Source organism: Ignavibacteria bacterium, assembly GCA_016873775.1.
Lineage (GTDB): Bacteria > Bacteroidota > Ignavibacteria > UBA10030 > F1-140-MAGs086 > JAGXRH01.
This window is the reverse complement of the sequence record VGWC01000068.1, coordinates 1-12,335: the sequence shown is the minus strand read 5'-3', so window position 1 is coordinate 12,335 and position 12,335 is coordinate 1. Positions and strand designations below refer to the sequence as shown.

Annotated in this window: 14 protein-coding genes; 7 read left to right on the top strand and 7 right to left on the bottom strand. The window is 40.2% G+C overall.

Going from position 1 to position 12,335, the window contains the following annotated elements:
• The 6 genes from FJ218_09005 to FJ218_08980 form a co-directional block, all read right to left on the bottom strand.
• The coding region (locus FJ218_09005) for an ATP-grasp domain-containing protein (protein ID MBM4167036.1) at positions 1-1,045 on the bottom strand (1,045 nt) is incomplete at its 3' end.
• Positions 1,046-1,134: 89 nt separating this feature from the next.
• A complete protein-coding gene (locus FJ218_09000; GenBank protein MBM4167035.1) occupies positions 1,135-2,838 on the bottom strand; it encodes a T9SS type A sorting domain-containing protein in 1,704 nt (567 codons plus the stop codon).
• Positions 2,765-3,010 carry a PqqD family protein gene (locus FJ218_08995; GenBank protein MBM4167034.1) on the bottom strand — a complete coding sequence of 82 codons (246 nt, stop codon included), beginning with the start codon at positions 3,008-3,010 and terminating at the stop codon, positions 2,765-2,767. Before FJ218_08995 ends, FJ218_09000 begins: the two co-directional genes overlap by 74 nt.
• 102 nt (positions 3,011-3,112) lie before the next feature.
• The gene (locus FJ218_08990) at positions 3,113-3,538 is read right to left on the bottom strand and encodes a hypothetical protein (protein MBM4167033.1); all 426 of its coding nucleotides are present in this window, start codon (positions 3,536-3,538) and stop codon (positions 3,113-3,115) included.
• A 46-nt stretch (positions 3,539-3,584) separates the two neighbouring features.
• A complete protein-coding gene (locus FJ218_08985) occupies positions 3,585-4,436 on the bottom strand; it encodes a hypothetical protein (GenBank protein MBM4167032.1) in 852 nt (283 codons plus the stop codon).
• Positions 4,437-4,580: 144 nt separating this feature from the next.
• The gene (locus tag FJ218_08980; protein ID MBM4167031.1) at positions 4,581-5,657 is read right to left on the bottom strand and encodes a guanosine monophosphate reductase; all 1,077 of its coding nucleotides are present in this window, start codon (positions 5,655-5,657) and stop codon (positions 4,581-4,583) included.
• 212 nt (positions 5,658-5,869) lie between these two features.
• Between FJ218_08980 and FJ218_08975 the strand changes: the two genes are divergently transcribed.
• The 4 genes from FJ218_08975 to FJ218_08960 all read left to right on the top strand — a co-directional run bounded on the left by FJ218_08975 (position 5,870) and on the right by FJ218_08960 (position 9,190).
• Positions 5,870-6,988, top strand: coding sequence for a Glu/Leu/Phe/Val dehydrogenase (locus tag FJ218_08975; GenBank protein MBM4167030.1), 1,119 nt, complete (start codon positions 5,870-5,872; stop codon positions 6,986-6,988).
• A 119-nt stretch (positions 6,989-7,107) separates the two neighbouring features.
• On the top strand, positions 7,108-7,569 hold the full coding sequence (nusB, locus tag FJ218_08970; protein ID MBM4167029.1) for a transcription antitermination factor NusB: 462 nt from the start codon (positions 7,108-7,110) through the stop codon (positions 7,567-7,569).
• Between the two features lie 20 nt (positions 7,570-7,589).
• Positions 7,590-8,816 carry an MFS transporter gene (locus FJ218_08965; GenBank protein ID MBM4167028.1) on the top strand — a complete coding sequence of 409 codons (1,227 nt, stop codon included), beginning with the start codon at positions 7,590-7,592 and terminating at the stop codon, positions 8,814-8,816.
• 11 nt (positions 8,817-8,827) lie between these two features.
• Positions 8,828-9,190: a biotin/lipoyl-binding protein gene (locus FJ218_08960; GenBank protein MBM4167027.1), complete on the top strand. Its 363-nt coding sequence runs from the start codon at positions 8,828-8,830 to the stop codon at positions 9,188-9,190.
• On the opposite strand, the gene FJ218_08955 is transcribed toward FJ218_08960, so the two are convergent.
• Complete coding sequence (locus FJ218_08955) at positions 9,101-9,421, bottom strand: PQQ-dependent sugar dehydrogenase (GenBank protein MBM4167026.1); 321 nt, start codon at positions 9,419-9,421, stop codon at positions 9,101-9,103. The two genes, FJ218_08960 and FJ218_08955, sit on opposite strands and share 90 nt — an antisense overlap.
• 28 nt (positions 9,422-9,449) lie before the next feature.
• On the opposite strand from FJ218_08955, the gene FJ218_08950 reads away from it, so the two are divergent.
• From FJ218_08950 to FJ218_08940, 3 genes are all read left to right on the top strand, one after another.
• The gene (locus FJ218_08950) at positions 9,450-9,965 is read left to right on the top strand and encodes a cupin domain-containing protein (GenBank protein MBM4167025.1); all 516 of its coding nucleotides are present in this window, start codon (positions 9,450-9,452) and stop codon (positions 9,963-9,965) included.
• 31 nt (positions 9,966-9,996) lie between these two features.
• Positions 9,997-10,770, top strand: a complete 774-nt coding sequence (locus tag FJ218_08945; GenBank protein ID MBM4167024.1) for a class I SAM-dependent methyltransferase — start codon at positions 9,997-9,999, stop codon at positions 10,768-10,770.
• 185 nt (positions 10,771-10,955) lie between these two features.
• Positions 10,956-12,335, top strand: a 1,380-nt coding sequence (locus tag FJ218_08940) for a hypothetical protein (protein ID MBM4167023.1), incomplete at its 3' end; no start/stop codon positions are given.

The window sequence follows — 12,335 nt, the reverse complement described above, 5'->3', positions numbered from 1 at the left end:
TCTCAAAAATCAATTCCCCTTTTGTTGTTAAACTTTCGAGATAATTCATCGGACAAACTAAATCGGTTGCGTGGCGGACAAACGTAAATCCCGGTTGCGGCACGGGAAGTTTTTTTACTTTTTCTCCGAGCGCAAGATGCACAACAGCAAGCGGCAAATTCACTCCCGCTCCCGCCGAAAGATAAATCCACGACGGGAAACGCGGATTAATTTCTACCAAAATATATTCGTTGGTTTTTGGGTCTTTGAGCATTTCCACTTCGCATGGTCCGCGCCATTTCAACGCATCAATAAGTTTTTCCGCTTGCTCATAGAGATTTTTATCTTTAATAGTAACGCCCGCCCACGCTTTTCCTTTTTCCGTCAAACGCAATTTTCGCATCGGCACTGCGCCAATAAGATTTCCTTTCCCATCGCCAACGCAGGCAACATCGTATTCTTCGCCGGGTAAATATTCTTGGGCAATAATCGGCAGTCCCCATTTTGCATTTAATTTCCCGAAATAAATATTCGCTTCTTCCATCGAGTAACAAACGTACGCTTCGTAAAAAACTCCTTTGATAACAATTGGTAATCCCACTTTTCTCGTTGCTTCGGGAATCATTCGAATATCGTTCATTACAATAGTTTTCGGAACGCGAATTTCATGCTTCATACAAAATTCCGAGAGCAACGCTTTGGAACGCATTCGCACTTGTTCTTCGGATGGAAGAAATGTTTTTATTCCAATTTCTTGGAAATCGTGAATAAGACGATTTGCATTGAATAGTTCCGAATCGAGAGTCGGAAGAAACATATCTATGCGAGTACGCGCTTGGATTTCTTTCAAGCGATGCAAGAGAGCATGTTCTCCTTCGTTGGGATACGGAATAAGATACACTTCGTCGAGAAGTTCCGCATCATAAATTCCTGTGTCGAATGCATCGTACGCGAGTCCGATAATTTTTCCTTTCCAATTATCTTTGCGCAAGCAACGTGTAATCGGAATTCCCGGCGCGGGATTATCGGTTGCGTTAAGTCCGGTGATGGCGATGTTTTTTGTCATTAGTTGGGTAGATGTTTTTGTCGCCACGAATTGCACGAATTTTCACGAAACAAAAAATTAGTGTCAATTCGTGTAATTCGTGGCTAAATTTATTTCAGTAAAATCATTTTCTTTGTTTCGGAAAATGTATTTGTTATTAAACGATAGAAATACATACCCGAAGAAAGATTTATTGCATCGAATTGAATTTCGTGATTTCCCGCTTGCATTTCTTTATTGTTAAGAAGCGTAGTAACTTCTTTTCCTTGCAAATTGTAAATTTTCAAAGTTACATTGCTAACAGCAAACAGCGAAAAGCCAATAGCCGTTTTCGGATTAAATGGATTGGGAAAATTCTGTTTCAGAAGAAATTGCTTCGGAGAAAAATTTTCACGCACCGAACTTGTTCCCGAAAACTCAGCAACAGTAAGTGTTGGTTTATCGAATGCAAAACTCGACGACGAAATTACCATATCACCAATGCCATCATTATCAAAATCACCAATTGCAATTTTACTCGGACGTAAATATCCTTGGTCGGAACCGAAGGTGTGGTCATCTGTTGTATCGTCTTGAAAATCAATTGTTTGCACGTAACTCGCTAGGTTTGTAACATCGCCGCCGTGGTATTCAAAATCCAAAACATTTTCGTGATAACTTCCGGCAACATAAAGATTGGGAAAATTATTTCCATCGGCATTTCCCGCAGTAATCCCAATCAATCCGTAACCATCAACATAATGCTGCGTCAGCGGATGAACATTTGCAGAAGTCATCGCGCTTATATCCCCGTTGTTCGTTACAACAAAAATATTTCCCGCTACAGTCGAGATATACAATTCATTTGTTGCGTTGCTGTCAAAATTTGCTTCAACAAATCCACCGTTTGCAAAATCAGCATACGCAGTTATGTTCCAAATATTTGCAACACGCGAGTAAGAATTTGGATTTCCCGTGTTTTCAAAAATTGCAATGTGAAATGTTGAATCCCAACCGCTTGCAACAATTTCTTTTTTCCCGTCTCTATCTAAATCCGTTGCAGTGAGTGAATAACCGCTGTAATAAAATGTTGTTGTATCGTTAAGTTCAATATTCCAAACGGGATTTGCGAACGTTGAATTTGAATCGAGAGAAAAAATCATCAAGCGCGTTTTTGCATACGTGAATGATTCCTGAAATAATACGGAAACTTCTTCTCGATTATCGTTATCAAAATCTCCTCCGATAATTGCGCTGCCTTCATCAAACGCGTACGGCAAATTTAGGTTCCAGGTTACAGTTGGTAGCGTTGGAAATCCATTATCAGTTCCATCCCATTCAAACACGTAAAATCCGTGATATGTGGAATCAAGCGGGTCAACGAAACAGATGATTTCTTTTTTTTCGTCACCGTCTAAATCGGAAACGGCAACGTTGCTGTAATCATTCGAGTAACCAGAGAAACTATAACTCCAAACAATGTAAAACGTATTATTTCCATTGCTTTCGTATAAGTACACAGCATTGTAAAACGTATCACTCCACGACGAAACGCAAAGGAATTCTTTTTTTCCGTCGTTGTCCAAATCAAGTTGTTCGTTGTGTAACGACCACACAACGCTATTCGGCGCAACACCTCCCGAATCCCACGGCGGCGAATTCCAAACAGAAGTAAATTCTTGCGAAAATACACTGCTTGTAAAAGATGCACCGTACACACACAAAACGAGAAAACAGAAAAATCTTTTGCCTATTATCATTTTACAAAATTCCGTACACGCGAGCAAGTTCAAAAAATTCTTCGAAATCATTTCGCGCTGTTGAATCGTTAACATCAAATGATTGCGTCAATTCTGCAATTATTTCATTTGGCTTGTTTCCATCTATAATTTTTTTCAAGATAAAGCCGCCTGTTGAATTTAATGTGTATGTTAATCCGGTTACGTGGTCGAAAAGAAACCCATTGTTGGTGAGCGTCATTTCTTCGGATAAGTTTCGTGAAGTCATGGTTTTTAGTTTGTTGGTTCGTTGGTTCGTTGGTTTGCTCGTTAATTCGTTGTGTTGTTTGGAAGAAAGTATGAACAAACGAACTCACGAGTGAACGAAAAATTATTTCCAGAAAAGGTATCCGTTTTTGTATTCGAGCAGTTCTTCGAGATGAAATCCGTTTCTTTTGCACCAATAGCATCCGCTGTCTTCTGCACAATCCTCTCGTTCAATTTTTTTTCTATACAATGCAATTTCAAACGAACCGCTATAGACATTCTTTCCAAGTTCTATCGTTTCCTTGAACGGCGTTTTCTTTATTTCTATTTGCTTATGAATTCCTTGTCCAAGCACGTCAACAACGCCGTACGGATACAATGATGTACCAAGCCAAAGCGGCGTTTGTTCAGGATTTCCGCTTATCGTTAACGTCTTCGGAATTCCTGTATCGTACTCGTACGTAATATCAAGCGAAAGCAACGTTTTTGAGGATTGCGAAAAAACTACTGTGCCGAAAAAAATGAGAAGAAAAAATATGTATCGTACCATAATAAGTAAAGAGAGTTTGTTCGTGAATATGATGTTGAATATGTTGTTATCGAAAAACCGAGTTGTATTTTGCCCCCAAAGAAACATACGCTACGGAATATGCGTCAAATTTTTCAACGGTAACAGAAGCAAGCAAAGAAAACGATTTCGATGAGAGCCATCCAATGCCGAATGCGTATGATGCATTTTGCTGTTCGCGCTGGCTGAAAAGCGTGAGCGATGCTTCATCGAAGAAAAACCTACGTCGCCCCCACATCACCTTTCCATGGATGAAAACAGTAGTGAATGCGTACGTTATTTGATTTCGAAAGGAAACAAGAAGCGGCGTTGTTTGTAGACCGCAGGCATCAATCGAAAAAATTTCTGTTATGCCAAATGGAAATACGGCGGAGTATTTCAACGTGAATAACTTCGAATAGATTTCAGCGTTGCTGTATGATATTGTTCCGTTGAGTGAGAGTGTTGTTGTCGGTGAATAATGAAACATAGTGCCGCCACCGCCGAAATAAATATTATTCGACGGGAAAAAAAACAACGAATCTGCACCAAGAAATCCTGCATCGCGATATTCGTAAGAATTTTCGTGAAGAAGCGCGGAATGAAGCGTAGCGCTCCATTTACCGTCAATCCACCAAGCACCGCGAGTTACAAAGAGTTGTTGTAAGAAAAAATTTTCGTGTTGATTTTTGTCTGAAAGAGTCAAAACGTCTGCTCCCACCGAGTAAGAACTGCTATGTCCGTTGACAAACGTTCCATAGAAGCCCACGGATTTTGAGTTCCGAGAATTTGAATGTTGTGAATAAAAATATTTTCCATACGACGTGAACAGTGACGCAGAAGATTGCCGCTGTGAGAAACTGATTGTTGTAAGCAGAAAAACGAGTATTAATGTTTTCAAGTAAAATTCCGTTTTGTTTTGAAGACTTTGCAATATGCGTGCCAATCCTTTCCTTTTCAAGATTATGGGAAGAATACAATATTCATCACGAAAAATTTTCCAATGAAGGAAAAATTTTCTTCATTTGTGAAATGATGAAATGCGTTATCCTAATATATGAGGCGTTCGTTCGATGAATGAATGTTGCGTCAGTCGAACAAATGAAGTGAATTGTCGAAATTCACTCAACGTTCGCGCATTCATATATGCCATAGAAGAACGAACTCCATCAAGAAATCGTTTAAGGGTTTTTTCCACTTTGCTTTTATAGGGAACAAGTGTTTCTTCACCCTCCACATAATCATTCGACATTTTCGTTGCAAACGAAGCCGCGCCAACGTATCGCTTGTAAAGTTGTCCGCGAAATTTTATGACTTCTCCCGGTGATTCTTCCGTTCCCGCAAGGGCAGAACCGAGCATTGTTGCGTCTGCGCCAAGTGCAAGCGCTTTACACATATCTCCGGGAGTTCGAATTCCTCCATCGGCAATTATCAACGTGGAAAGTTTTCTTTCTTCACGCACGCGCGCGCATTCAACAATTGCAGAAACTTGTCCTTGTCCAATTCCTGTTTCAATCGAAGTTGTGCAAATTGAACCGTTGCCGATGCCGACACGAATGGCATCAGCACCAACTTCTGCAAGCCACACGAACGTTTCGGCGGCGGCAACATTTCCGGCAATAATTTTTATTTCTCCGTTATTCGTATGCGACCGCAACCACGAAATCGCGTTTGCAACAACGTGATTTGCTCCATTTGCAATATCGAGACAAAATAAACGAACTCCAATGTTATATAGTTGTTGAAATCGTTCTTTCCAGTCGCCGGTAACACCAATTGCGCATCCGATTGCATTTTTCTTTTCTGTCAACAAGGCATCCGTTACTTGTTTTTCGATTGAAGAAAATCTGTGAATGAATCCGAGCGCTCCGAGTTGAGCGAGTACAGCAGCCATTTTCCCTCCACAAACATCGGGCATCGGAGCCGCAAGAAGAGGAAGTTGAAGCGGAATGCCAAGAAAATCTGTTGCGGCAGAACATTCCGTACGATGCTTGATGCTTGAAACAACTCGCGGAACAAGGGAAATATCGTTAAACGTGAGTGATTCTGGGAAAAGGGAGTTGTGAAACCCGTTTGTCGAAACGGAATGTAAAATTTCATCGAGCGTGTGTGTATTGTTCATTTTTGAAATTAAGAAAAATTAGACGGGGAAAATATAAACTGTTTGTAAGAGATTGACAAGCAATATGGCAGACTATTTTTTAATCGTCATAATGAAGTGAATGTTTATTGTTTCGTTTTATGACAAGCGTGAATTCTTTTCTCTCCAGTTTTTTTTCAGTACTTTTTTCGCCGAAATTCAAATTGAACATACATCTCCGATAAATTTTTTCAGTGGATATATTCAACCTTTTACGAGAAAAAGACCATGAGCAAGTTGTTTTTTGTTCCGACAAAACTTCTCATTTAAAGGCAATTATTGCTATTCATAACACTACGCTTGGTCCGTCGCTTGGCGGTTCGCGTATGTGGATGTACCAATCTTCCGAAGAAGCGATCATTGATGCGCTTCGTCTTTCTCGTGGAATGACGTACAAAGCCGCGGTTGCAGGACTCAATCTTGGAGGCGGAAAAGCGGTTATCATCGGCAATCCGAACACAGATAAAACAGAAGCATTGTTTCGTTCGTTTGGAAGGTTTGTTGAAGGACTCGCTGGACGGTACATCACAGCAGAAGACGTAGGAACAAGTGTTCATGATATGGAATATGTACGAATGGAAACACGATATGTTACCGGAATAGACCGCGCATTAGGAGGAAGCGGAGACCCGTCGCCCGTAACTGCATATGGAGTATTTGTTGGAATCAAAGCATGTTTGAATGAGTTAACGGGAAGCGATTCTCTTGAAAACAAAAAAATTATTATTCAGGGAGCGGGTTCTGTTGCTTCCTATCTTTGCAAACATCTTGCGAAAGATGGCGCCAAGATATTTGTTACGGATATATACAAAGAAAAAGCAAAGCCGCTTATTGAAAAATTTCAGGCAGAATTTATCAGTGCGGAAAAAATCTACGATGTCGAAGCGGATGTGTTTTCTCCATGCGCATTAGGAGCGATTATCAACGATGCTACTATTCCTCGATTGAAATGTAAAATCATTGCCGGCGGCGCAAATAATCAACTCGCTGACGAACATATTCACGGGACGATGCTGAAAGAACGCAATATACTCTATGCTCCAGATTATGTTATCAATGCCGGCGGTCTCATCAACGTTGCCAACGAACTCGAAGGATACCAACGCGACCGCGCGCTCAAACAAGCGGAACGTATTTATGACATGCTGAAGCGAATTTTTCTTATCGCGAAATCCAGCAATATTCTTCCTCATCAGGCATCAAGCCAACTTGCTGAAGAACGGTTGCGCGCTATCGGACATTTGAAAATTTTTCACAATGCGCACGGAACGCTTACACAACAACTTTCGAAGCGCGATAACATTCTTCTATAATTTTTTTCCTGCTTCTTGCAGAACATTTTTCTTCTACGTTTCTGGAACATTCATCTTTTACAGAAAATAAAACTCATTCGCCGCGAACATCGAACCGCAGACTCGTTCGCGAGCGTGTAATGCAAGCACTGTACGCGTTTGAAATTTCCGAGCAACAACTTTCTGCGCTGATGGAATACCATCTTCTTGAATTTTCCAACAGCGAAAAAGATTTTGTGTTTGCGCGAAAACTCCTTATCGGCACTATGGAGCACCGCGATGAATTCGATGCCTTATTGAAAGAACACGCGCAGCATTGGGAACTTCATCGCATTGCGCTCATTGATAAAATATTGTTACGAATGGGCTTATTCGAACTGCTCTATTGCAGTGAAATTCCGCCGAAAGTTTCCATCAACGAGATGATTGAAATCGCAAAACTTTATTCCACGAGTGAAAGCGGTAAATTCGTCAATGGAATACTCGATGCATTGCACGAAAAATTTAAGGCGAGCGGATTGATGAACAAACAGGGAAGAGGTCTTTTGAACGAAACGCCTGCATCCTCTCAAAAAAAATCGAAGAAGAGCAACGTTGCATAATTTTTCGCCATCCCTTTTTTATGCCGGATAACAAACAACGAAAGCATCTTGTCGGTTGGTTATTGTATGATTTCGCCAATTCGTCGTTTGCTGTAATTATCGTTGCGTTTGTTTTTGCCGTCTATTTTAAAGAAGTCGTTGCGCAAAACTTGCCGATTGGCGATTGGTATTGGTCGCTCGCTATCGCAATTTCAATGTCGGTTGTTGCAGTATTGAATCCAATTCTCGGCGCGGCAGCGGATGTTCGTTCCAACAAAAAATCGTTTCTTCTTTTCTTCACGTTTCTTTGTATCGTATCAACAGCGCTTTTGTATTTTGCTACGGAGGGAATGATTCTCTATGCGATGTTGATATTTATACTTGCGAACATCGGGTATCAAACGAGTTTGGGATTTTATGATGCATTTCTTCCGGAAATAGCAGAAGAACAAGAGTACACTAAAATTTCTTCGCTCGGTTACGCCGTTGGATATGCAGGTTCACTGATTTCCGTATTGCTCGTGTTCCCGTTCAAAGAAGAACCACGCATAACATTTCTTGCTTCTGCAATTATTTTCTTTCTTTTTTCTTTGCCGATGTTTTTGTTTTTCAAAGAAAGAAAAAATGTAGAGACGTTGCATGCAACGCCTCTACAAAACATTTTTCGTCTCGGATTTCAAGGCGTGCAAACAACATTTCGAAACATTTCTCAATACAACAATCTTAAAAACTATCTTTTTTCATTTTTTATTTTCAGCGATGGCGTAAACACCATCATTTTTTTTTCGGGAATTTATGCGCAATCCACGTTACAATTTTCACTCGAAGAACTTGCTTACTTTTTTATTCTCGTGCAAATTACCGCGCTTGTCGGTTCGCTCGCCTTTGGAAAACTTGCCGATGTGTTTGGAACGAAAAAAACACTTTCCTTCAATTTACTTGCGTGGTGTTGTATTTGTGTTGCAATGTATTTCATCCAAGAAAAAAATACATTTTTTATCATCGGCGGAATTGCGGGAGTATTTCTTGGTTCAACGCAAGCATTGTCGCGAAGCATAATGTCATCCCTCACCCCGGAAAACAAACGCGCGGAGTTGTTCGGCTTTTACGGATTGTTCGATAAAACTTCGACAATTCTTGGTCCGCTTGCGTTTGGGTCAATTTCATATTTCAGCGGAAGTGAACGATTCGCCGCTCTTTCTCTCAGCGCATTTTTTATTGTTGGTGTTTTTCTTTTGCAAAAAGTAAATGTATCGCAGAACGTTTAATTCAGAATTTTATGAAAATATTTTTTTTTCTTTTCGTAGTATTTTTATTTACGAGTTGCTCAAATAATCACAGCGGACAACTCGAATCCACCGGAACGCTTGAAGCAACGGATGTAAACGTAAGCGCAAAAACTTCGGGACAGTTGCAAAAACTTTTTTTCGAGGAAGGAAACAATATCAAAGAAAATGACACACTTGCAATTCTTGACTATTCAACACAAGATTTACAACTCGCGCACGCCGAAGCAGGAATTGAACTTGCACAATCGCAATATGATTTACTTTTAAATGGAACACGCTCCGAATGTTATTTGTCCGCCGTTATGATTGGAGTACGGTTGCGCAATTTCCAAAATCACAAATTCACTAGTTGAATCTGCCACTGATGCATCATTTGGGTTCAACTGAAAGCGGGAAATGACTGTTCTTCGCGGATTAGTTGCTGTGTAGTTAACAAAAAAATAGTTATTCGTTTCGAAATCCGAATGAAACGCAAGTCCGAGCAGTCCTTCTTCATTTCCACCATCATTCACACGTCCACTTCCATCACGTGCAGATTGAAAATCAACGGGGCGAATAAATTCCGGTAAATTGAGGAAATGCATCAACAAGCGAATAGGATAGTTCTTTGTTTTGTTTTTGAGCGGTGCAAGAAAAAGAACAGACAAAAAGCACAACGGGAAATATATTTTATTTGATTTTGAAGTTGCTCCGAAAGGTTATGTTCCAGTAAGACATATTCATCCTTCGCAAAACGAACATTTTGAAATTGTATCGGGCACTTTGCGGCTTGAACTGAACGGAGAAATCAAACATTTACAAGCGTCCGATAAAATCATCGTTCCGAAAGGAAAACCGCACCAATGGTGGAATGATTCTTCTGACACGACGGTAAAAATGAAAGTAAAATTTGAGCCCGCGCTTAAAACAGAAATCTTTTTTGAACAGTTTTTCGGACTTGCAAATGACGGCAAAACCAAAACAGACGGTTCACCAAAATTCCTTCAGGTCGTGGCAATGAGCAATGAGTACGACATTTATATTTCCGGCCCGCCCGTTTCTATACAAAAAATAATGGGATGCGTATTAGGAGAAATCGCAAAATTAGCAGGCATCAAAAAATATTACAAAAAGTACAGTGAATATTAGCGTGTGCAATGAAATGCGCTGACTTAATACGATGAAAACAATAGAAGAATGTGTTGTAACAGCGATGGACGGTTCCGACAAAGAATTGTTTCCATATTTACCGTACATACTTCAGGATGTTTGGGAAATGGGAGCAGAGCCGGAAACAATAACTGAACTCGTACGAAAACATATTTCTGATTATGCAAACGTACACGTTCTTGATTTGGCTTGTGGAAAAGGGGCGGTATCGGTACGATTATCAAAAACATTGGGATGCAAATGTTATGGAATAGATGCAATTCCGGAATTCATTGACTATGCGCAACGTAAAGCCGTCGAGTTTAATGTTGAACGTCTCTGTGCGTTCGAAACCGGAGATATCAGAGAAAAAGTGAAAGAGTTGTTTGATTTCGACGTTATTATTCTTGGTGCGATTGGACCGGTGTTTGGCGATTACTTCGCAACGTTGTCAACATTGTCGAAATGCATAAATGAAAATGGAATATTCATTATTGATGATGGATACATAATTGAACAGAGCAATTTCAGTCATCCATTGATTCTGAAACAAGAAATAATAATTCAGCAGATTGATTTGGCGGGAATGAAACTGATAGAAGACTGCGTATTGCCAAAGGACAACGTAAAGAATGCAAGCAACTATATATTCGGAAATCTTCAACTGCGATGCGGGGAATTAATGGAAATGTATCCCGAAAAGAGAAAACTTTTTCAGGATTATTTAAAGAAACAAGAAGAAGAAAACGATGTTCTCGAGAACAAGGTCGTTTGTTCGACGATGGTGATAAAGAGAAAACAGTAGAACACGAACTATACGCAAATACCCAATTTCGTTTTTCAGTTATCAGTACTGTTGATGAAAAATTAAGACGGAAAAATTTTGCCGTTGCAATTTGAACGAGAAACATTACAGGGTTTCCATTTCTATTTTACACAAAAAGTTTCTACATTATTGCAATTTTTTTTCACTATAAACTCTTTATTCGTATGAAATATTCAATTGCTTTTATCGTTGTATTTCTCTTCTCTTTTTCAACATCAACTTATTCGTTTGCAGAGAAGCCCACTCGTTCACTCGAAAAATTACTGGTGCAGAACGAACTCGAACCGAATCGTGAACAGGAGGCAAAAAAACTTGCGCTTGAACAACATCTTCCGTTCAATATGTATTTTCCCGAAGGCATAATTGCCAATGCAATAGCGATTGAAAACGGTAACGTTGTGTACGGAGTTATTACCAACTTCGCAAATCCATTAGAAAGCGGAATAACAATGTTGTATGATGAATTGATGCAAACATATAATGTGCAGCACGCGCAAAAAAATTTCGGCGGAATAATTCTTGCCCGCAATTTTCAAAAGAACAATGTTTCCGAAATACTTCGCGGGGGTGGTTCCGTACTTCTCGTTCCCAACTGGACGAATGATAATGTGCTTGCGTTCGATTCGGAAACAGGAGATTTGCTCGACGTTGCATTTATTCCTTCTGATTCCGGAAATCTTGTATCGCCGAAAGAAGCGCGTCTTCATCCCAAGGGTTTCATCACCGTTTCCGACCAAATTACTGACCTTGTGCAAGGATATGATACGGCGGGAAATTACCTCGGATATTTTGCGCCCGCGGGAGGAGTGAACAACAGCATACTCGATAATATTCGCGGACACGCATATCGTCCGAACGGAAATTTAGTTGTTTGTGTTGCAAGCGGAGCAAATCAAAATTCCATTGCGGAGTTTGATTCTGGGGGAAATTATATTGGAAATTTTATTGCCGCCGGCTCCGGTGGTTTGGGAAGTCCGTTTGGGATACTCTTTCGCAGCGATGATGTATTGGTTACAGGAAGCACGGGGTCCAAAGTGCTGCGATATGATTTCGATGGAAATTTTTTGAATGAATTTTCGTCGCTTACAAGTTTTCCGCAACAAATTTCTGAAGTTGCGGATAGAAATATTGCCGTTGCATATTTTTCAACCCCTTCGGGAATACGCATTTATTCTGCAACGGGTGAACTGCTCAAATATTATTCCGCCGTTTCCGGAATACGCGGAGTGTATCAGTTGCGAAACGGAAATTTTCTTGCAACCAACGCCGCAGGAATTCACGAAATAGATTCGAGCAACGGAAATCTCGTTCGCACAATTTATGCGTCAACGAATTTGCAGTTCATTGATAAAGTAAGTTTCACCGTTACAGGTTTTTCGGAACATGAAAATCAAAATCCCTTGTCGTTTTCTTTGTTGCAAAACTATCCGAATCCGTTTAATGCAGCGACAGTTATCGGTTACAAGTTACAAGTTACAAGTTTTGTTTCTATAAAGATATACGATATTAAGGGGAATGAAATTGTTTCGTTGGTGAACAAGCAA